23 protein-coding genes are annotated in these 20,918 nt (G+C 64.1%); 15 read left to right on the plus strand and 8 right to left on the minus strand.

What is annotated here, in order from left to right; all coding sequences use genetic code 11:
* Positions 1 to 63 precede the first annotated feature (63 nt).
* From WC704_RS05790 to WC704_RS05810, 5 genes are all read right to left on the minus strand, one after another.
* On the minus strand, positions 64 to 420 hold the full coding sequence (locus WC704_RS05790; protein WP_372888957.1) for a flagellar protein FlgN: 357 nt from the start codon (positions 418 to 420) through the stop codon (positions 64 to 66).
* Positions 417 to 704: a flagellar biosynthesis anti-sigma factor FlgM gene (gene flgM / locus WC704_RS05795; protein ID WP_372888958.1), complete on the minus strand. Its 288-nt coding sequence runs from the start codon at positions 702 to 704 to the stop codon at positions 417 to 419. Before flgM ends, WC704_RS05790 begins: the two co-directional genes overlap by 4 nt.
* A gap of 104 nt (positions 705 to 808) precedes the next feature.
* A complete protein-coding gene (locus WC704_RS05800; protein ID WP_372888959.1) occupies positions 809 to 1,348 on the minus strand; it encodes a flagella basal body P-ring formation protein FlgA in 540 nt (179 codons plus the stop codon).
* A 48-nt stretch (positions 1,349 to 1,396) separates the two neighbouring features.
* The gene (locus tag WC704_RS05805; RefSeq protein ID WP_372888960.1) at positions 1,397 to 1,945 is read right to left on the minus strand and encodes a flagellar motor protein MotB; all 549 of its coding nucleotides are present in this window, start codon (positions 1,943 to 1,945) and stop codon (positions 1,397 to 1,399) included.
* The gene (locus tag WC704_RS05810) at positions 1,942 to 2,595 is read right to left on the minus strand and encodes a MotA/TolQ/ExbB proton channel family protein (RefSeq protein WP_372888961.1); all 654 of its coding nucleotides are present in this window, start codon (positions 2,593 to 2,595) and stop codon (positions 1,942 to 1,944) included. The genes WC704_RS05805 and WC704_RS05810 overlap by 4 nt, the downstream gene beginning before the upstream one ends.
* 224 nt (positions 2,596 to 2,819) lie before the next feature.
* Here WC704_RS05810 and flgB point away from each other — a divergent pair, with 224 nt between their 5' ends.
* The 15 genes from flgB to WC704_RS05885 all read left to right on the plus strand — a co-directional run bounded on the left by flgB (position 2,820) and on the right by WC704_RS05885 (position 16,239).
* Positions 2,820 to 3,176 carry a flagellar basal body rod protein FlgB gene (gene flgB, locus WC704_RS05815; RefSeq protein ID WP_372888962.1) on the plus strand — a complete coding sequence of 119 codons (357 nt, stop codon included), beginning with the start codon at positions 2,820 to 2,822 and terminating at the stop codon, positions 3,174 to 3,176.
* 2 nt (positions 3,177 to 3,178) lie between these two features.
* Positions 3,179 to 3,589, plus strand: a complete 411-nt coding sequence (gene flgC, locus WC704_RS05820) for a flagellar basal body rod protein FlgC (protein WP_372888963.1) — start codon at positions 3,179 to 3,181, stop codon at positions 3,587 to 3,589.
* 4 nt (positions 3,590 to 3,593) lie between these two features.
* On the plus strand, positions 3,594 to 4,277 hold the full coding sequence (locus WC704_RS05825) for a flagellar hook assembly protein FlgD (protein ID WP_372888964.1): 684 nt from the start codon (positions 3,594 to 3,596) through the stop codon (positions 4,275 to 4,277).
* Between the two features lie 42 nt (positions 4,278 to 4,319).
* The gene (locus WC704_RS05830) at positions 4,320 to 5,567 is read left to right on the plus strand and encodes a flagellar hook protein FlgE (RefSeq protein ID WP_372888965.1); all 1,248 of its coding nucleotides are present in this window, start codon (positions 4,320 to 4,322) and stop codon (positions 5,565 to 5,567) included.
* A gap of 23 nt (positions 5,568 to 5,590) precedes the next feature.
* Positions 5,591 to 6,334, plus strand: a complete 744-nt coding sequence (gene flgF / locus WC704_RS05835; protein ID WP_372888966.1) for a flagellar basal-body rod protein FlgF — start codon at positions 5,591 to 5,593, stop codon at positions 6,332 to 6,334.
* A 12-nt stretch (positions 6,335 to 6,346) separates the two neighbouring features.
* Positions 6,347 to 7,135, plus strand: a complete 789-nt coding sequence (flgG, locus tag WC704_RS05840; RefSeq protein ID WP_372888967.1) for a flagellar basal-body rod protein FlgG — start codon at positions 6,347 to 6,349, stop codon at positions 7,133 to 7,135.
* Between the two features lie 11 nt (positions 7,136 to 7,146).
* Positions 7,147 to 7,830: a flagellar basal body L-ring protein FlgH gene (locus WC704_RS05845; RefSeq protein WP_372888968.1), complete on the plus strand. Its 684-nt coding sequence runs from the start codon at positions 7,147 to 7,149 to the stop codon at positions 7,828 to 7,830.
* Between the two features lie 11 nt (positions 7,831 to 7,841).
* Positions 7,842 to 8,936, plus strand: a complete 1,095-nt coding sequence (locus WC704_RS05850; protein WP_372888969.1) for a flagellar basal body P-ring protein FlgI — start codon at positions 7,842 to 7,844, stop codon at positions 8,934 to 8,936.
* Positions 8,933 to 9,277, plus strand: coding sequence for a rod-binding protein (locus WC704_RS05855; RefSeq protein ID WP_372888970.1), 345 nt, complete (start codon positions 8,933 to 8,935; stop codon positions 9,275 to 9,277). Before WC704_RS05850 ends, WC704_RS05855 begins: the two co-directional genes overlap by 4 nt.
* Complete coding sequence (gene flgK / locus WC704_RS05860; protein ID WP_372888971.1) at positions 9,274 to 10,620, plus strand: flagellar hook-associated protein FlgK; 1,347 nt, start codon at positions 9,274 to 9,276, stop codon at positions 10,618 to 10,620. Before WC704_RS05855 ends, flgK begins: the two co-directional genes overlap by 4 nt.
* Before the next feature lie 8 nt (positions 10,621 to 10,628).
* Entirely contained in the window at positions 10,629 to 11,549 is a 921-nt protein-coding gene (flgL, locus tag WC704_RS05865) for a flagellar hook-associated protein FlgL (RefSeq protein WP_372888972.1), read from the plus strand.
* A 145-nt stretch (positions 11,550 to 11,694) separates the two neighbouring features.
* Positions 11,695 to 12,558: a flagellar motor stator protein MotA gene (gene motA, locus WC704_RS05870; protein ID WP_372888973.1), complete on the plus strand. Its 864-nt coding sequence runs from the start codon at positions 11,695 to 11,697 to the stop codon at positions 12,556 to 12,558.
* Positions 12,559 to 12,796: 238 nt separating this feature from the next.
* Positions 12,797 to 13,705 (plus strand): flagellar motor protein MotB, encoded by a 909-nt coding sequence (locus tag WC704_RS05875; protein WP_372888974.1) that lies wholly within the window; start codon positions 12,797 to 12,799, stop codon positions 13,703 to 13,705.
* 5 nt (positions 13,706 to 13,710) lie between these two features.
* Positions 13,711 to 15,096: a glycosyltransferase gene (locus WC704_RS05880; protein ID WP_372889110.1), complete on the plus strand. Its 1,386-nt coding sequence runs from the start codon at positions 13,711 to 13,713 to the stop codon at positions 15,094 to 15,096.
* 3 nt (positions 15,097 to 15,099) lie between these two features.
* Complete coding sequence (locus WC704_RS05885) at positions 15,100 to 16,239, plus strand: GNAT family N-acetyltransferase (protein WP_372888975.1); 1,140 nt, start codon at positions 15,100 to 15,102, stop codon at positions 16,237 to 16,239.
* On the opposite strand, the gene WC704_RS05890 is transcribed toward WC704_RS05885, so the two are convergent.
* The 3 genes from WC704_RS05890 to WC704_RS05900 all read right to left on the minus strand — a co-directional run bounded on the left by WC704_RS05890 (position 16,236) and on the right by WC704_RS05900 (position 20,895).
* The gene (locus WC704_RS05890) at positions 16,236 to 17,852 is read right to left on the minus strand and encodes a hypothetical protein (protein WP_372888976.1); all 1,617 of its coding nucleotides are present in this window, start codon (positions 17,850 to 17,852) and stop codon (positions 16,236 to 16,238) included. The genes WC704_RS05885 and WC704_RS05890 overlap by 4 nt on opposite strands.
* A gap of 9 nt (positions 17,853 to 17,861) precedes the next feature.
* On the minus strand, positions 17,862 to 19,616 hold the full coding sequence (locus WC704_RS05895) for a hypothetical protein (protein ID WP_372888977.1): 1,755 nt from the start codon (positions 19,614 to 19,616) through the stop codon (positions 17,862 to 17,864).
* A 61-nt stretch (positions 19,617 to 19,677) separates the two neighbouring features.
* Positions 19,678 to 20,895 (minus strand): argininosuccinate synthase, encoded by a 1,218-nt coding sequence (locus tag WC704_RS05900; protein ID WP_372888978.1) that lies wholly within the window; start codon positions 20,893 to 20,895, stop codon positions 19,678 to 19,680.
* Between the last annotated feature and the right edge of the window lie 23 nt (positions 20,896 to 20,918).

The raw sequence follows: 20,918 nt of genomic DNA on the forward strand, positions 1-20,918 counted from the left end.
GTCAGCCGAACATCAGCAAGAGCCGTGCCAGTTATCCTTAATGAGACGTAAGCTATGTTCCGGTCAGGCGTAGGCCGCGATGCCCATCCCTGGCCGGTACACCGTCCCCGGCGCGGAGCCGACCGCGACTCCGGCAAATCCGGTCAAGTTTTGCAGGCGGCGGCGAACATTTGCCGCCATCAGGTTAACGTAGATGCGGCAGGTTTCGTTCAGGCGATGCGCTTCTTCGGCAAGGCCGCGCAATTCCGGCCCCGCCGGACCAGTACCGAATGCCGCAACCGCCTCGATTGCGACCAGCTTCTCTTGCGTCGCCGCTTCGAGCGCCAGCACATCATTAGCCTTCAGCGCCGCAATCTCGCCGTGGAGCGATTCGATCACGCGGATCAGCGCGTCGCGCCGCGAAGAACCAGGGGGCGTCATTTCTTCGGGTTCCCAGACTGTTTCAACGCGAGCAACCGATCGGCAATGGTTTCGGGACGAAGCGTGTATGTGCCCTCGCTAATGGCCTGACGCACCTGTTCAACCCGCTTGGTGTCGACCGGCGGTTGCTTGCCAAAATCGAAAGCGAGCGCGGAGAGCTCAAGCTGCTTTTGGACCGTTTCACTCTGGCGAGCCGCTGCGTTTGCGGGCTGGGCAGTCGGCCTCACAGGCACGACCGGGCGGTCTTGCGTCGTAACAGCCTTTGCTCCGATCGAGTCCACCATTGCCTGCACCTTTGGGGTTACGCTGACAAAAGTAGAAACGACCGCGACGCGCGGACCTTAAGAAATTATTCCGCCAAAGTCGCAAAAAGTCCCAGCGCGGGGCTTTATTCGGTCCAGCCCGGCAGCGTTGCGCGGCCACCGGCGATCGCGACCGCCTGCACGGGCGCGCGCGTATTGTCGACCTTTACCAGAAAGCGACCGCCCGCCACGGCATCGCCCGCGGCAATCCCCTCGCGCGTGATCGAAAAGCCCGACGAGCCCGCGCTGATCGTAACCGGGTCGCCACGCTTGATAACGTACACCGGGCGCAGCGGCACCACTTCGGACGGCGTGATGACGAGCGGAGCCGGCCCCTTGGGCGTGACAGCCGGGATCCGCATCGGCACGAACAGCCGCCATTGCGGCGCGGTGCAGGTGACCACGACCGCATCATGCGCGTCGGAGCGCCACGCCATCGACACCGTCGGACACGCCGCCAGCTTCAGCCGACTGTCCACCGGAGTCCGCGCGCCACCCTCATCGCCGATCGCCTTGCCGGTAAAGGCCGCGACCGCACGATCGAGGGTCGCGATATCCTGAAAGACGGGCGCTGCGACAGCGGGGCTGACCGCAGCCATCAGGCCAAGGGGGAGAAGACGCACCATTGCATTATCCTCTGCAGGGGCGGCAAAATGCGGTTGCCGGACGGCATGTCATTGCCGCCCTCCCGCAAAGCCGGTGGAAACGGTAACGCCGCGCTGCCCCGGTCGGGCGGCGGCGATGGTGATACGGTTGGCGGGCACGGCATGTCCCAGCAGCAACGCGCTCGCCACCGCGCGGGCACGATCGGCGGCGAGCACCGCCCCGCTGCCCGTGAGCGGATCGACATCGGCAGGGGAACCGTCGACCGCACCGGCAACCCGCAAGGTTACACGCGTGTCGCGAGCCGCATCGCGCGCCCAGGCGATCAACCCATCGGGGGTCGTGGGCAGCGCAGCCGAGCCCGGCGCAAAGCCGCGCATCGCGCCCGCCGACACTGCCATTGGCTCGGGGGTCGGGATCGCCGAAGGGGCGAGCGTATCGCGAACGCCAAAGCCCGCACGCAATCCACGCGCCAATGCGGCACGGTCAAGCTGCTGACTCGCCTGCAACAACACGAAAAATCCAATCAACAGCAGCGCCAAATCAGCGAGCGTCATCAGCCAGATCGGTCGCGTGGGGGCCAGGTCGGGCAGATCATCGTCAAAGGTGCGCGACATCATGCCACCTCCGCCATCACCACGCGCGGTGCTTCACGCGCCGCCAGCGCGATCAACGGCGCATCGAGCCGCAAGCGCTCGACCGCTTCATCACGCGCGCGGCGACGCAAGCGGGCGGCAAGCGGGGCGAAGACCAGATTGGCCAGCACCGCGCCATAAAGCGTGGCGAGCAGGGCAACCGCCATCGCGGCACCGATGGCACTGGGATCGCGCATTCGCACAAACATGCCAACCAAACCGATCAGCGTGCCGATCATCCCCATCGCTGGTGCGGTGTCCGCCGCCCCGGCCCACAATTCGGCGGCGGCCACGGCACGCTCGCCGCGCGCGCGCCGACGCTGGCGGAGCAGTTCGGCAACATCCTCCGGGCTTGCGCCATCGACGATCGCGGCAACCGCCGCTGCAACATCGCCATCAGCGATCACCGAACGGTCGAGCGCCATAACGCCATGCCGCCGCGCGATCCGTCCGAAAGCGGCAATCTGATCCAGCAAGGGATCAGCGGTAAAACTCCGCCGCCCAAGCGCGCCGAGCGCAGCAACGCCCCGAACGAGGTCGCGCGCGGGCGTGCGCAAGATCATTGCGCCAAGCGTGCCCCCGCCAACGATGGCGAATGCGACGGGATCCAGAAAAGGCGATAATAGCGACAACATCGCATTCGCCACTGCAAGGCGCGGGCCAAACGGGCCCAGCCTCCGCGAATAAAAACGCCGCCGGGGGCACCGCCAGTCACGCCGCGCGCAGGCGGCAATCCCGTTGCCGCCTGCGGCAAATCCTTGCCGGTTCGGTCTGCCGCACGCCCGTTTTCACCGCCCTTGCCCATTTGGCACGCCCTTTGCTGGTAACCCGTGGCGCAATCCGGCGCAGGAGACGGGCAATGCCCAGCGAAGGCCTTTTTGGAGTTCATGGCGCCGCACTCGAAGTGCGCTCGCAGCGCCTGGGTGTGCTTGCCTCGAACATCGCCAACGCCTCGACCCCGGGTTACAAGGCGCAGGATATCGATTTCCACACCGCGCTTTCTGCGGTGGAAAATGCCGCCAAGATCGGCGGCGACGTCAGCATCAAAAGCGCGCTGCAATATCGCGTGCCATCGCAGCCGTCGCTCGACGGCAATACCGTCGAACTGTCGACCGAACAGACCGCCTTTGCCGAAAACGCTGTCGCCTATCAGACGACGCTGTCCTTCCTCAACGGGCGCATCGGGCAACTCACCCGCGCGTTGCGGGGCGAATAAGCATGGCCGATCAGCCGCTCACCATCTTCCAGGTCGCGGGGCGCGCCATGTCGGCGCAGCTTGTCCGACTGAACACGACCGCGTCGAACCTCGCCAATGCCGGGGCCGTCGCGGCGAGCGCCGACACCGCTTATCGCACGATCAAACCGGTGTTTCGTACGCAGTTCGACAAGGCTTCCGGCCTTGCCACCGTCAACGTCGAGAACATCGTCCAGGCGGGCGAAGCGCCGTCCAAACATTACGATCCCTCACACCCGCTCGCCGACAAGGATGGCAATGTGTGGGAATCCTCGGTCGATGAAACGCGCGAGCTGGTCGACATGCTGGAGACCTCGCGCAGTTACCAAAACAATGTCGAGGTCCTGCAGACCGCGAAATCGCTGATCCTCGATACCCTCAAGCTGGGACGTTAAGACTATGGCCTCAACCTTCGATTCGACGCTCACCAGTTTGGGCATCAACCGCTCTACCAATACCGCAGCGACGGCAGCCAGTAGCAGCAGCCCGTCCATCGGCACGTCCGATTTTCTGAAGCTGTTTACGGCCCAGTTACAAAATCAGGACCCGTTCGCCCCGGTCGACAACAACCAATTGGTCGCGCAGCTCGCGCAGATCACCAGCACGTCGGGCATTAGCGACATCAATAGTACATTGAAGGCGATCCAGACCAAGCTTGGCGCGAGCTCGGCCAGCGATGCGCTGTCCTATGTCGGCCGCACCGTGCTGACCGAAGGGTCGACCGCTTATGGCCGCGCAGCGGGCGGCCTGGCGGGTGCCGCCGAACTCGATGACGACGCGACCGACGTTACCGTTTCGATCCGCGACGCGAATGGCCAGGCGTTGCAAACGCTGTCGCTTGGCGCACAAAAGGCCGGCACCGTTTCCTATGAGTGGGACGGCAAGACCGCGAGCGGAGCGGACGCCGGTAACGGACCGTTCACCGTTTCGGTTGCCGCCGCGAAAAGCGGAACCACCGTTTCCAGCCGCAACCTCGTCTGGGCGCCGGTCGCCTCGGTCGCGCTGCCCAGCTCGGGCGTTCCCGTCCTCACCGTGCCCGGCGTCGGGCAAATCCCCGTCACCGCCGTCCGCCAGATCGGCTGATTTCTCAACCCTTACCCCCTACCCCCCAAAGGAGTATCTGCAATGTCCTTCTACACCTCGCTCAGCGGCCTGCAGGCGGCCCAGACCGAACTCTCGACCGTCTCGCACAATCTCGCCAACGTCTCGACCAACGGCTTCAAGAAGAGCCGCACCGATTTTGCTGACGTGATCGCGTCGAGCGTCGCGACCGACCCGACCAAGATCGTCGGCTCGGGTACGGTGGTGAAGGGCAATCGCCAGCAATTCACCGAAGGCAATTTGAAGACCACCGGCTCCTCGCTCGACCTGACGGTTGCGGGCGACGGTTTCTTCGCGGTCAAGACCAGCGGCCTCAACGCCACCACCGCTTATACCCGCAATGGCGCGTTCCAGATTGATCCCTCGACGCACAACATCGTCGACGCGCAGGGTTCCGCGCTGCTTGGGTATCCGGTCGATGCCAAGGGCAACGCGACCGCGACCGGGGCCGACGGCCTCATTCCGCTCAACCTGCCCGCCACCAGCGGCACCCCGGTTGCGACCAGCAGCGCCGCGTTGAAGGTCAATCTCTATGCCGCCGCTGCCACGCCGACGGCGACCTTCGATTCCGCCAACGCCGCCAGCTACAACAGCTCGTCCTCTTCGACGATTTATGATTCGGCCGGCAAGGCCAACACGCTGACCAATTATTATGTGCACACCGGCACCGACGCCTGGACCATCCACAGCTTTGTCGGAGACAAGGAGCTGACGGTCGCCGGTTCGACCGCCGGCACGCCGGTTACCTTCGATGCCACCGGCAAGCTAACCGCGCCGACGACGCCGGTAACCTACGACGCCTTCACCCCAACCACGGGTGGCGTGGCGCAAGCACTGCAATTCGATCTGGCCGGCTCGACCCAGCAATCGAGCGCCTTCTCGGTCAATGCGCGCAACATCGATGGTGCCTCGGTCGGGGACCTGGCGGGCGTCACCGTCAATTCGCAGGGGATCGTCTCGGCCAATTATTCCAACGGCGACACCGTCTCGCTCGGCAAGGTCGCGCTGGCCAATTTCGCCAACCCCGAGGGCCTGCGCCAGGCGGGCAACAGCTATTGGTCGGCAAGCGGCATTTCCGGCCAGGCCGCAATCGGCGCCGCAAACGAAAATGGCTTCGGCTCGCTCCTTTCGGGCACGCTCGAAGGTTCGAACGTCGACATTACCGAGGAACTGGTCGCGTTGATCGCAGCGCAGCGCAACTTCCAGGCGAATGCCAAGGCGCTCGATACCTCCAGCCAGATTTCGCAGACCATCTTCAACATCCAGGGCTGACGGGAGCGTAATCGGAGCATTGCATGGATAAGCTGGTTTATACGGCGGCCTCGGGCCTCAAGGCGCATCTTGCGTCGCAGGCAGCGATCGCCAACAACATCGCGAACGCGTCCACGACCGGTTTTCGCGCCGATCGTATCGTGTTCGAACGGCTGTCGCTGCAAGGTTCCGATTTCGACACGCGTACCCCGGCTTCAGCGGAGGTTGTCGATGCCGATCGCAAACCCGGCGAAATCCAGCAGACCGGGCGTCCGCTCGACATCGCGATCACCGGTGAAAGCTGGCTCGCGGTGCAGGCGACCGACGGGAGCGAGGCCTATACCCGCCGCGGGGACTTGCAGATCGCGCCTTCGGGCGTGCTGCAGACCGGCGACGGATTTCCGGTGATCGGGTCGGGGGGCCCGATCACCGTGCCGCCCGCGCAAAGCATCTCGATCTCCGCCGACGGCAAGCTTTCGATCGTCCCGCTCGGCGGCAATGCCCGCAATCCGCAGGTAATCGACACGTTGAAGCTCGCCAGCCCCAAGGGCTCGGAGACGGTCAAGGGCACCGACAATCTGCTGCACGTCAAGGGCGGCGGCGTGCTGCCAAGCGACCTCGACGCCAAGCTCGAAACGGGGGCGCTCGAAGGGTCCAACGTCAACATAACGCAAGCGCTGGTCGACTTGATCCAAAATCAGCGCAGCTATGAAGTGCAGGCCAATTTGTTGAAATCGGCCAAAGAATTAGATGAAAGCGCTGCATCCGTGATGCGGCTGCCTGCTTAAGGGGAAGAGATCATGGGTAGTGCAGCTCTACAGATCGCGCGCACGGGGATCGATGCCCAGGACACGCGTATGCGCGTCATCTCGAACAACCTCGCGAACGTGAATACAACCGCCTATAAAAAGGATCGCGCGGCGTTCGAAACGCTTGCCTACCAGACCGTCACCGCGCCAGGCGCACCGAGCACGGCCGAATCGAAATATGCCACCGGCCTCAACCTCGGCACCGGTGTCCGCGTTCAGGGGACCGCCCGGATCGAGACGCAGGGCTCGTTCCAGCAGACCAATGGCAGTCTCGACCTCGCGCTCGACGGCGATGGTTATTTCCAGGTGCAGTTGCCCGGCGGCACGCTCGGCTACACCCGCGCCGGTAACTTCTCGCGCTCGCCCGAAGGGCTGCTGGTCACCAGTGAAGGCTATCAGGTGCAGCCCGGCATCACGATCCCCGAAGGGGCTACCGCGATTACGATCGGCACCGATGGCACCGTTTCGGCAAACATCGCGGGCCAAGCCGGATCGACCGAGCTTGGCCAGATCCAGGTCGCGAGCTTTCCCAATTCGGCGGGCTTGCTGAACAAGGGCGACAATTACCTGGTCGAAAGCTCGGCCAGCGGTGCGGCCAATCTCGGTGTCGCCGGGCAAGATGGGCGCGGCAACATCCGTCAGGGGCAGCTCGAAGGCTCCAACGTCAACATCGTTGAGGAGTTGGTCGACATGATCGAGACGCAGCGTGCCTATGAGGTCAATTCAAAAATGATCAAGGCGACCGACGAAATGCTGCAATACGTTAACCAAAATATCTGATGGCTAATCCCATGAAACCATCCGCCCTCCGAATCGGCCTGATCGTCGCCGTCGCGCTTGTACCCGGCGCGGCGAACGCGAACCTGTTCGGCAAGAAGAAACCACCGGTCGATTTTTCGGCGGCGCTCCCACCACCGCCACCGCCCGCCCCGCTGATCGCGACCGGATCAATCTTCCAGGTCTCGCAGGGCTATGCCGCGCTCTACGAAGGTACCCGCGCGCGCCGTGTGGGGGACCCGCTGACAATCGTACTGGTCGAGCGCACCGCCGCTTCCAAATCGGCCAGTTCGAAACTCGATTCGAGCGGGGGACTCAGCCTCACCCCCCCGACGACCGGCAGCCTTTCGCTGTTCAGGGGCACCGATGCGAGTGCGAGCGGGACACGCAGCTTCACCGGCCAGGGCGCAACCGACCAGTCGAACACGCTGTCGGGCGAAGTCAGCGTTACCGTCAGCCAGGTGTTTCCCAACGGCACCATGCTGGTCCAGGGCCAAAAGCGCGTCACGCTTAACCGCGGCGACGAGTTCGTCCAGATCAAGGGCCTGATCCGCGTCTCCGACATCGACGCCGACAACCGTATTTTATCGACCCGCGTGGCCGACGCGCAGATCGCTTATACCGGCAAGGGCGATGTTGCCCGCGCCAGCCGCCAGGGCTGGCTCGGCCGGTTCTTCTCCGTCGTCAGCCCCTTCTGAGGATCGCCCGGATGCACCGCTTCCTGATCGCCTTGCTCGCCGCGTTGACCTTCGCGACGCCGGCTCATGCCGACCGGATCAAGGATCTCGGCGGTTTTCAGGGCATCCGCTCGAACCAGTTGACGGGCTATGGCATCGTCGTCGGCCTGCCCGGCACCGGTGACGACAATCTTGAATATACCATCCAGTCGATGAAGGCGGTCGCCTCGCGCTTTGGCCTGCAACTGCCCGCCAACGTCAATCCCGGGCTGAAGAACGCAGCCGTCGTGCTGATTACCGCCGACCTGCCGCCCTTCGCCAAGCCGGGGCAGAAGCTGGACATCACCGTCGCCTCGATGGGCAAGGCCAAGTCGCTGCGCGGCGGGGCGTTGATCCTGACGCCGCTGCTCGGTGCCGACGGGCAGATTTATGCGATGGCGCAGGGCAATCTCGCGGTCGGCGGGCTCGGTGCCGAGGGCAAGGACGGTTCGCAGATCGTCGTCAACATTCCTTCAGCCGGGCGTATCCCAGAGGGTGCGACGGTCGAGCGCGCGGTGCAAACCGGATTCGAAACGACCCCGGTGCTCACCTACAATCTTGCCCGCGCCGATTTCACCACCGCGCAGAATGTCGCCGCCGCGATCAATTCGCGGCTCGGTAGCGGCAGCGCCCAGGCGGTCGACGCCGTGTCGGTGTCGGTTCGCGCGCCGATTGGCGGTGATGTGCGTGCGACGTTGATGAGCGAGATCGAAAACCTCGATGTCGTCTCAGCCGAGCCTTCGGCCAAGGTCATCGTCAACGCGCGCACGGGCACCGTCGTCATCAATTCCACCGTGCGCGTCGGTACTGCCGCCGTCACGCATGGCAAGCTGACCGTGCGCATCGACGAAACCGAAAAGGCGAGCCAGCCCGCCCCGTTCAGCCAGGGCCAGACAACCAAGGAGCAGAAATCGGCGGTGGCGGTCGACGAGGAAAAGCACCCGGTGTTCCTGCTCGAACCCGGCCCCAAGCTCTCCGACGTGGTCAAGGCGGTCAACGCCATTGGCGCGTCACCGGCTGATCTCGTCGCGATCCTCGAAGCCCTCAAGGAAGCCGGCGCGCTGAAGGCCGAGTTGATTATCCTGTGAGCGACATTCCCGCCATTGCGCCGATTGCGGCACCTGCAGTTACGGCTGGCGTCGGCATCGACACCAGCCGCCTGCAGAACCGTGCCAATCTGGAAGCGGCGGGCAAAAAGTTCGAGGCGGTGTTCACCCGTATGATGGTCAAGGCCATGCATTCGACGCATCTCGCCGAGGACACGCTGTTCGGGTCGAGCGGTCTGGACACTTTCAAGGACATGCAGGACGCGCAGCTCGCCCAGAACATGGCCGAACATACGCCGCTTGGCATCGGCAAGGCGATAACCAGCTTCCTCGCGAAATCGCAAGCCGCGCTCCAGCCCGATTCGACGGGTGAACACTCGTGAGCGATCTCCTCGGCATCGGTGCCAGTGGAGTACGCGCCTATCAGACCGCGCTCTCCACCGTATCCGAAAACATCGCCAATGCGAGCACGCCCGGTTACGCCAAGCGCACGTCGGACTTGCGCGAAATCGCGCCCGCCAACGGCCTTACGTCGAACAACGCGACCACAACCGGCCAGGGCGTGTCGGTCGCCGGGGTCACACGCTCCGCCGATGCGTTGCGCGCCGCCGACGTCCGCAATTCCAGTGCAGATCTTGCCCGTAGCGAGACCGGTGTTGCATTGCTCGGCCGGATCGAAACCGCATTGACCGGAAACCAGTTGGGCGACCGCCTGACCGGCTTCTTCAACGCCGCCAAGATCGCTGCCGCCGATCCAACCGCAATCGCACCACGCAGCGCCCTTCTTGAACAGGCCAGCTCGGTCGCCAACAGCTTCACGGCCACTGGCAAAGCGCTCAACAATCTCGATGCCGATCTCGACGTTACTGCCGATAATGGCGTCGCCACGCTCAACAATCTCGGCGCCGCTCTCGCCAAGATCAATGACGGACTCGGGCGCGCGACGCCCGGATCGAACGGCGCGGCCCAGCTCGCCGATCAGCGCGACGCCATCCTCGATCAGATCAGCGCGATTTCGGATGTTTCGGTGACCACCGACGCCGCCGGACGCGCGACGGTAAAGCTCGGCAACGCCGGCGGCCCAACCTTCGTCAACGGCAATCAGGCGGCGAGCGTCACCTTCGCGCGCGGTGGCGATGGCACCGTATCCTTCGCTGTCCATACCCAACAGGCCGTCTCGGTATTCTCTCCCAGCGGCGGCGCACTGGCGGGTGTGATCGACGGCGCGGCACGCATCGCCGACGCGCGGACCCAGCTCAACAGCATCGCCACCGCCTTTACCGACGGGGTCAATGCGGTACAGGCACAGGGTCGCGACCTTAACGGCTCCCCTGGCGCGGCCTTGTTCACCACCGGAACAACGCCAACTGACATTTCCCTATCGCTTACCGATCCGCGCGGCATCGCCGCAGCCGGGGTTGGCAAGGGCGTGCGCGACAACAGCAACCTCGCCGCGCTGGATGCACTGCGGACTTCGGGCGGCTTTGAGACCAACACCACCGCCCTGATTTCCGGCAACGCCGCAACGCTCGCCAGCCGTAAACAAGTTGCGGACGCGCAAAGTGCGATTCGCGACAATGCGGTCAGCGCGCGCGATTCGGTGTCGGGCGTCAATCTGGATAGCGAGGCGGTTGACCTTTTGCGCTTTCAGCAAGCCTATCAGGCGTCGAGCCGCGTCATCCAGGTGGCGCGTGACACGCTCCAGTCGATCCTCGACATCCGTTAGAGGCCGCCATGACCATCGGAATCAACCAGTTCTTCAACACCGCCGCCTCGCAACTCAGCAGCCTGTCGGCTCAGGCTGATGCGATCAACAACCAGATCTCCACCGGCAAAAAGATCAGCGCGCCGTCGCAGGATGTCGTGGCCTATAACCGGCTCGCCCAGATCAAGCAGGCCAATGCCGACAACACCACCTATGGCAGCAACATCAGCCTCGCCAAGTCGCTGCTGCAGCAATCCGACACCACGCTCACCGCCGTCACCACCCAATTGCAACGCGCAGCCGAGCTGACCACCCAGGCTGCGAATGGCACGTTGAGCGACGCCAATCGCAAAACCATCGCCATCGAGTTGCAAAGCATTCGCGACGACCTGGTCAATCTGGCCGGAACCACCGACGCGCGCGGCCAGCCGCTTTTTGGGGCGGCGACGGGCACCACCGCAGTCACCCAAGCTGCCGATGGCAGCGTGAGCTTCGGCGGAACCGGCGAAGTGCCGGCCATTCCCGTAGGCGACGGCACCGACATCCGCGCCACCGACAGCGCGCAGCGCGTGTTTGGCGGGCTTCCCAATGGCAGTGGCGGCACCACCGACATCTTTGCGGTCCTGTCCACCTATATTTCCGCGCTCAACGCTGGTGGAACGGCAACCGCCACCGCCGCATCGGGCACCGCCGCAACCGCGATTCAGGCGGCGCTCAATCAAGCCTCTGACGTCCAGGGTTCGGTCGGTGCCCGGGCGGCGCGGCTCGACATTGTCTCGACCCAGGCGAGCGATGCCGCCAACGCGCGCGATGTTGATCGGTCGGCGCTGGAGGATACCGATGTTTCCACCGCCATTATCAGCCTGCAGAAGACGATTTCGATTTTGCAGGCGACCCAGGCGAGCCTCACCAAGCTCGGTCAGCTCTCGCTGTTCGACTATCTTCGCTGATTTTGCGGGCTTCCGCCCACTTATGGGACGGAGCGGCACAAGAAATACTGCATCTGGTTAACCGATTGGCGAGGTATCCGCGCTAACCCTTGGAAATACCGCCCGCCTTCTGCAAGGCGGGCCAATAAGGGGCACCCCGCGACTCATGTTTCCCGTCATCGGCATTGTCGTCCTTCTCGTGATGATCTTCGGCGGCTTCGCGATTACCGGCGGCGCGCTCGGCCCGGTGATGGAAGCGATTCCGCACGAAATGCTCATCATCGGCGGCGCGGCGGTCGGCGCGCTCATCATCGGCAATTCGATGAAGGAGCTGAAGGCGCTGGGCGGCGGTCTGGCGAAGGTGTTCAAGGGCCCCAAATACAAGAAACAGGATTATCTCGACGTCATTTTCCTGGTGTCGAAGCTGATGAAGATGCTGCGCACCGAAGGGCCGATTGCGCTCGAACCGCATGTCGAGGATCCGCAATCCTCCGCCGTCTTCGCCGAATATCCACGGCTGGTGGCCGATCATACCCTGGTCAGCCTGATCGCCGACACGCTGCGGCTGGTCGTGGTGTCGTCGGGCACGCTCGACGTCCATGCCGTCGAGGACGTGATGGATAACATGATCAAAACCCACCACCACGAGGTCGAGGGACCGCAGGGCACGATTGCGACGCTCGCCGACGCGCTTCCGGCGCTTGGCATCGTCGCGGCGGTGCTCGGCGTGGTCAAGACGATGGGTTCAATCGACAAGCCGCCCGCCGTGCTGGGGGCATTGATCGGATCGGCGCTGGTCGGCACCTTCATGGGCGTGCTGCTGGCCTACGGCATCGTCGCCCCGCTCGCCAACCGGCTGAAGCAAGTGATCGAGGCCGATGCCGCGATCTATCACGTCGTCAAACAGATCATCATTGCCTCGCTGCACGGCCACCCGCAGCCGCTCGTCATCGAAGCTGCCCGTTCGGGCATCGCCCACTCGAACCAGCCCGGTTTCGCCGAGGTGTTCGACGGTCTGCGGGGGCGGTAAGCGTGGCTGGGTTCACGCGGAAGCGCGGAGACGCGGAGCGGGGGAAATTGGTTCGCGCAGAGGCGCAGAGAGGCGCGCGCGCGCATCAGCGCGTCTCCACATTTCCGACCGCAGCAATGAAGCGTCGCTCGCGCGACGGGGCGCATCGTCTCTGCGTCCCCTGCGGCTCTGCGCGAAACCCCCTTCCGCTCCGCGTCTCCGCGCCTCCGCGTGAACCCACTGCAACGGGTGCCCGCTAATGGCCGCCGCACGCGCGCCCCACGGCACCAACCTGCCGCCCAAGATCATCTACAAGAAAGTCTATATCGAAGGGCATGGCGGCCATCACGGTGGGGCGTGGAAGGTCGCTTATGCCGATTTCGTGACCGCGATGATGGCGTTCTTTCTGCTGATGTGGCTGCTTGGTGCGACCAACGAGAAGCAGCGCAAGGCGCTCGCCGACTATTTCGCGCCGACACTGGTGCAGTTGAAGGAAAATAGCGCGGGCTCGATGGGGCTGTTCGGCGGATCATCGATCACCGATCAGGACAACTACCAGCACAAGGCATCGCAGACGGGCACGCGCTCGCTGACGGTGCCCGCCGAGGTTGTGGGCGGAACCCAGGTCGGCACTGGCGAGAAAGGCACGCTGAAGGATCGCGCTGCTTTGTCCGCCGAGGACCGCAAGAATTTTGAGGCAATGAAGCGGCAAATGGCCCGTGCGATGGCCGCCACTCCCAACCTTGCCAAACTGTCCAACCATGTCCGGTTCGTTCAGACCCGCGATGGGCTGCGCATCGATTTGCTCGACGATGCCGATTATTCGATGTTCGATCTCGGCACCACGCAACTCGAACCACGCGCCTCGGCGTTGATCGGTCTTGTCGCGCAGACCATCAAAGACACGGAAAACCCGATCATGATCCGCGGCCATACCGATAGCCTGGGCTATGGTGACCCGTTGGCGATGAACAACTGGATGCTGTCGAGCGCGCGTGCCGAGGCCACACGGCGCAGGCTGGCAAACGGCGGCATCGGGGAAGCGCGCTTCAACCGGATCGAAGGCGTTGCCGACCGCGAGCCGATCATCAGGGGCAATGCCGCCGATCCGCGAAACCGCCGCGTCGCCATCACATTGCTCTATCGCGCAACCAGCTTCGGCCAGTGACCCGCATGTCGCCCCGCGTCGAGCGAGTCGTCGCGTGGGGTGTACAAGCGGCCCTTGGGGCGATGCTGCTCTACGGGTTGACCGCCCTGCCCGATTTCAGCGCACGCTGGGGCATGTCGTTCACCAGCGTCGGCGTGATCGCAGGCTGGATCGCGCTTGCGGCAACCGGATTTCACCTGCTGCGTCATCGCCCATCTGTGGGGCCCATCCTGGCGCTTGCGGCCATATTGGTGGTGGTGCGGATCGCCTTTGCCCTGTTTGCGGTCGGCAGAACCTCGACCGGCGACCCCAATAGCTATCTCAATCTCGCCAAGGGCTTGCTCGCCGGGCGCGGACTGGCGCTCTACGAGCCCTTTTTCGGCAGCGTGTGGTATGCGCTGTTTCCACCGCTTTACCCCGTCATGCTGGCGGGATGGGGAGCGGTTGCGGGCTTTGCCACACCATCGGTGCTGGCGCTCGGCACGCTGATCGATGGCGGGGCGGCGTGGCTGCTGTTTGTATTGGGCAGGCGGCTCGGTAACACCGTCGCCGGACGGCGGGCGGCGTGGCTTTATCTGATCTGGCCGTCGATCCTGTTTTCGGCACCGCTCGCGCAAAAGGAATCGCTGTGCGCCGTGTTGATTCTGGCGCTCGCTTTGGCGTGGATCGACCGCCGTCGCGGCTGGCGTGGCGCGGTTGCCTTGGGGGTTCCGGCTGGCTTGCTCGCCTTGGCGCAACCGGGGCAAGCCCCGCTGGCAGCACTGTTCGGCGTGGTGTTGGTGCGCCGAATCGGCCTCGTCCCGATGATGGTGGCCGGGCTGCGCGGGGGATTGGTCGCCTTATTGGTGCTGTTGCCGTGGTGGGTGCGCAACGGCATCGTGTTCCACGCCTTTGTTCCCCTCACCACCGCCAGCGGCGCCAGCCTGTGGATCGGCAACAATCCGGATGCCACGGGCAATTGGGAACCGCCGCCCGTCGCTTTGAAGGGGGTTCCCGAGCTCGCTTATGGCAAGCGCATCGCCGCGATTGCGATCGCCTGGATCGAGGCGCACCCGGCGGCCTTCATCAGGCTGACCATCACCAAATTGCTGCGCGCGTGCGGCATTGCCGAATTTGGCGTGAATCGCCTCGTCGCAATGGGGCCACCCTTCCCGCGCGTGCTGGCGGCGGCACTTTGGCCGCTCGCGCAGGGCACCCATCTGGCCATGCTCGCTTTGGCGGCGCTTCGGCTGGGGCGTATCCCCTTCACGCTCGTCCTGCTGATCGCGGCGTGCGGCCTGCAACTGCTCCTGTTCAGCATGTGGTTTGAATTTGGCGAACGGCACCGCGAATTTGCGACGCCATTCCTGTTGCTGGCTTTGTGTTGGTCCTTTGCCACGCCACCGGTTGAGAAGCTGGCCTCAAAGCCCTAGCTTATGGGCGTGAACAACGCCGTTACCGCCCGTATCGCCGACGGCGTTTGCGCCATTCCTGCAACCGCATGGGATGCCTGCGCCGGACGGGACAATCCGTTCGTCGGCCATGCCTTCCTGTCGATCCTCGAACGTTCGGGCAGCGCGCGCGCGCGCACCGGCTGGCAACCCATTCCGATCATCGTCGACGGCACCGATGGCCAGCCAGCAGCGATCGCCCCTGCTTACGCCAAAAGCCACAGCCAGGGCGAATATGTGTTCGACCATGCCTGGGCCGATGCGTGGGAACGGGCTGGCGGCACCTATTACCCCAAGCTGCAAGTCGCGGTGCCCTTCACCCCAGCGCCGGGGCCGCGGTTGTTGCTCCGCGACCCCGCACAAGCCCCTGCATTGATCGCCGCGATCGAGGCAGTGACCGACCAGCATGGACTCTCCTCTGCCCATGCGACGTTCGTCAGCCCCGACCAACTTCCCCTCTTCGAGGCGGCAGGCTGGCTGATCCGCGAGGGCACGCAATTCCACTGGCAAAATCAGGACTATGCCACCTTCGACGATTTTCTGGGCGAGCTTGCCAGCCGCAAGCGCAAGGCGATCCGCAAGGAACGTAGCGGCGCAATCGAAGGGCTTACCATCCGCCACGTGTCAGGAACCGACATTACCGAAGCCGATTGGGATGCCTTTTGGGTGTTCTATCAGGACACTGGCGCGCGCAAATGGGGGCAGCCCTATCTAACCCGCCAATTCTTCTCGCTGCTCGGCGAAACCATGCCCGACCGCGTCCTGCTGATCTTCGCCGAGCGCGATGGGCGCCCGATCGCGGGCGCGCTCAACCTGATCGGCACCGATACGCTCTACGGCCGCTATTGGGGTTGCACCGAGGAAGTGCCCTTCCTCCATTTCGAACTGTGCTATTACCAAGCGATCGATGCGGCCATCGCGCGCGGGCTCAAGACGGTCGAAGCGGGGGCGCAAGGCGAACACAAGCTCGCGCGCGGCTATGTGCCCGTGCCGACATGGTCAGCGCATTATATTCCGGACTTGGGCTTCCGCCGCGCGATTGCCGATTTTCTCGCGCGGGAGCGCGCCTCGGTCGAATCCGACCAGGAATTCCTTGGCGCGATGACGCCGTTCAAACGCGGTTAGAACGGCGTCGGCACCGGGCGGATACGCGGGCGCAGCGCTTCGTCGCTGATCTTGATGCCAGGCGCGCCGTGATCGACGCGGTACAACACGCTCGATCCGTCGCGCCAGATCGGCACCAGCCCCTGGTTGAACTTTGGATCATAAGCGGGCGGGCGAATCAGCCAGACATAATCGAAGGCGTTGCGCGGAAAGCGCGCCATCGCGCGGCTGATCGGTCGCCACCATTCGCGCGGGCATTGCACGCTGGTCACGATTTGTGACGGATCGTGCGAGAAGCGGCCCGCTGGCAAATAGCGCGTCGTCAGCAATTGCGCGCCCGCCATCGACCATTGGTCATTGGTATAGGCCATTTTCCGTTCGAGCGCGATCGCGGACAGATGTTCGAGCCGGGTCATCGTCCACGGGCTGCCGCATTCGGTGCCGATAAAGGTGACCAGCCGTGCCCCGACCGGCAAATGATCGAGCGCTTTCAACTCGCGGTCATAATCATCGGCGAACATCCAGAAGCTGACCGTCCCTGCCGCGATCCGGATCAGGAAAAAGGCAAGTCCCGCCGCCGCCAGCGTCGCGCTGCCGCGGATCGACAGGCCCTTTTTGGGCCGCACCGCGATGATCGCGATCCCGAGCATGAACGGCGCCAGCCGCATGTCGGCATAAGCCGATCCGAACACGATGCGCGGCAACAGGATGAACACCGCGAGCAGAAACAGCGCCGAAAGCCCAAGATTGCGCGAATATTCGACATTCGGGTCCCGAAAGCCGCGAAACAGGATGAGGTACAACACCGCCACCGAAGCGATGTCGAACGCGATCCAACGATCGCGCAAAGCCATCGTCATATAACCGATCTTGGCGCGCCAGTTGAACCAGTCCTCCGTTTGACCGCCGACATGCTCACCGCTGCGCCACGCCACCATCAGGATGATCGGCAAGGCAAGCGGAAGGCAGCCCAGCCCGGCGCGGACCCATGCCTTGATCCAGCTCATCGGGCCATGATCCGTCCGTGCATCGTGCTGCCGCACCATTTCCGCCGAACAGGCAAGCACGCCCAACACACCCCAGCCAAAGGTGTGGCACACCCAAATCAGGCACGACAGCGGCACGAAAATTGCCGCGCGCAATCGGAAATGCCCGGTCCGCGCCAGCCGCAGCCACAAGGCAAAGGCGTTGAGCGACAGCGCCATCGACAGCGCGAAATTCACGAAACCGAACTGAAAGGCGTAACTGTAAGCAAGCGGCAATGCGAACAACGCGGTCGGCGGAATCCGGCCATGCACTTCGCGCGCGATCCACAGAAAGCCCGTCACGGTCAGTGCTGGAATCGTTATAACGATCAGCTTGACCGCCAGTTCGAGCCCGAACAGCTTGGCGAGCGGTATAATCAGGATGTCGATCCCGAGATTGCCGATCAACTGCCAACTGAAATTGTACCAGTCCGTCAACCACGGATAGGCGTCGTGCGACAATTGCACGCGGTAGCGCCCCATATGCCCCGGCAGATCGACCAGCGGTGGAATGTCCGGACGCAACAGCGGAATAATCGCCACCAGCGCCATTGCCGCTACGAAGCTGCGCGTCTGCCACCAGTGTAGCTTATCAAGATCCCCCTGCATCCGCGGCTCTTACCGCGTGGAATGCTTCGGAAACAAGTCGCCTTGAACAGTGTAGAGCGTAAGAGCCCCGCCACGGGTCGCGACGCGGCGTAGCCAGGGTGGCGGCGCATCTCGGCGAAGCGCCTGTGCCAACGAGCCGGCATCGGCTGCGCCGAAACTGCCGGGACACAGCGCGACATAGCGCACCTGCCACGTCACAGCGAGGCTTGCCGCCTGATCGGGCCGTCCCAGAAAGAAGTGATAGGCGGCGAGGTTACCCGCATTGTTGCGATGGTATGGCGCGCCAACCACCGACAGGCGCGTTGCGCCAATCGCATAGGCACCAAGATCGAGCGGGGCCATCAACCGGCCCGGCGGCAACGCGCCGAGTTCCACGAGCGTCGCGGGATCGGCACACGCCCCGGCCGCTTCGGCGCTGCCTGGCCCCGGCGACGCGCCGCTGGCGTGCGCCACAATTGCCTGTGCCGCGATTGGATAGAGCATTCCCGCCGAGGCGATCCACGCCCCCGCCAGCCACAACGAACCGCGCGCACGGGCCGCGGTGATGACCATTGCCAACCCCGGTGCGGCCAGAATCGCCCCGGCATAGGCACCGCGTACCTGCGAGAAGGTCAACAGCAACGCTGCAACCTGTACCAGCAGCAAACTGCCCCAACGCGGGTCACGCGTCACCAGCGCCCGCCACGCACTAGCCCCCAGTCCCGCCACCATCACGCCAGCATAACCGATCGCGACCGGCAACGGCGTGGCGAGCAACGGTTGCGCCTCGCCGACCTTGCCCAGCCACAACCGCACCAGCATGGGATCGACCAGACCATAAGGCGACAGGCATTGCGGCGCGACCAGCACCATGCCCACGCCCACCACCACCGCGATGATCGTGCCCAATATGGCGCGGGTCGCCGGACTTGCGATGTCGCGCGCTGCCAGCGCCATACCCATCGGCGCGAAGGCGGCGATGACCGCAGCGCGCCACGCCACCATCGTGAAGCCGTCACAGCCGGGATAATTCCACGATGATGTGCGAAAAACGATCGACGCCGCCAGCAACCCCGCTCCAAGGCCAATCCCAAACCCCATCATGCGATCGTCGCTGCCCGAGCGCGCGCGCAACCATGTCATCGCCATCGCGACACCTGCCGCTGCAATCAGCGGTGCGGTTTCCAGCCCGATCACCAGGCTCGCCGCCGCCGCCAGTCCGGCGACCAGCCCCGGCTCCATCGCCGGTCGGGCAAGCAGCGCGCGCACCACAATCAGCAGCAACAGCAACTGAAGCCCATGATGGTCGATTCGTCCCGGCAGGAAGACCGTGGTCGCGGGGAAGGCTACGGCGGCGACCACTATGGCCGTCCGCGCAATCGCCGCACCGCCCAGCACGCGCGCGATCCGCGCCGTCAGGCACAAAGTGCCCGCAAACAGCAAGGTCGGCCAAACGATCACCGCGACCAGTTCGGCGGTGTGCCGACCCAAAAACGGCGTCACCTGCACGATGATCGTCGCCGGCACGAGATCGGGCAGGCGCGACCAGTGCATTTCCAGCCCGGCCCCTGCCCCGAGCCGGTGCTGCGCCAAATCGACAAAGCCCTGCCCCGCGATCCAGTCGCGAATCTGCTGCAACCGCATCATGTCGTCGGTATCGGGCAGACGCAGCGCGGACAGCGACGCCCAGTCGCGCCACGCCCAGCCGATGCACAACACCACCGCCAGTGCGAGCGCGCACAGCGCGTCGTTCAGCCGGGTTCGACGGTGTTCGACCAAATCCATAGCTGCGGGTGTAGGCGCAGCCCGTTAAAACAGCGTGTAGAGTCGCGCGAAGGGCTCCGCGTTAGCGGTCGCGACGCCCCAGCAACCGCAGCCGCAACGCGTTGAGCTTGATGAAGCCCGCCGCATCGCGCTGGTCATACGCACCCTGATCGTCCTCGAAGGTGACGACCTTCTCGGAATAGAGCGAGAAGGGCGATTTGCGCCCCGTCACGATGACCGAACCCTTGTAGAGTTTCAGCCGCACGGTCCCGGCGACCTTCTCCTGGCTATGATCGATCGCCGCCTGCAGCATTTCGCGCTCGGGGCTGAACCACAACCCATTATAGAGCAATTCCGCATAACGCGGCATCAGCTCGTCCTTCAAATGCGCGGCTCCCCGGTCGAGCGTGATCTGCTCGATCCCGCGATGCGCCAGATGATAGATCGTGCCGCCCGGCGTTTCATACATGCCGCGCGACTTCATGCCGACGAAGCGATTCTCGACCAGATCGAGCCGCCCGATGCCGTGGCGACGGCCCATTTCGTTGAGCGTTTCGAGCAGGGTCGCGGGCGACATGCCAACGCCGTTGACCGCGACGCCATCGCCACGCTCGAAATCGATCGTAATCGTCTCGGGCGCATCGGGCGCGTCCTCGGGGTTCACCGTGCGCGAATAGACGTAATCGGGGACTTCATCCCACGGGTCCTCAAGCACTTTGCCCTCGGATGAGGTGTGCAGCATGTTGGCGTCGGTCGAGAACGGAGCCTCGCCGCGCTTGTCCTTGCTCACCGCAATCTGGTGCTGTTCGGCGAACTCGATCAGCTTGGTGCGGCTGGTCAAATCCCATTCGCGCCACGGCGCGATCACCTTGATGTCGGGCGCCAGCGCATAATAACCAAGCTCGAAACGGACCTGATCGTTGCCCTTGCCGGTCGCGCCGTGGCTGACTGCGTCGGCATTGACCATCCGCGCGATCTCAATCTGGCGCTTGGCGATCAGCGGCCGTGCGATCGAGGTGCCGAGCAAATACAGCCCTTCGTACAGCGCATTGGCGCGCATCATCGGGAAGACGTAATCGCGCACGAACTCCTCGCGCAGATCGTCGATGAAGATGTGCTCGGGCTTGACGCCTGCCAGTTCCGCCTTCTTGCGCGCGGATTCCAGTTCCTCCCCCTGGCCGAGATCGGCGGTGAAGGTGACCACCTCGCATTGGTAGGTCTGCTGCAGCCATTTGAGGATGACGCTGGTGTCGAGACCGCCCGAATAGGCGAGGACGACGCGGTTGATCTTATCGGTCACGGGCAGGATCCTTCGTAGTCGCG

This window comes from Sphingomonas sp. (genome assembly GCF_041661885.1).
In the GTDB taxonomy this organism is placed as follows: Bacteria; Pseudomonadota; Alphaproteobacteria; order Sphingomonadales; family Sphingomonadaceae; genus Sphingomonas.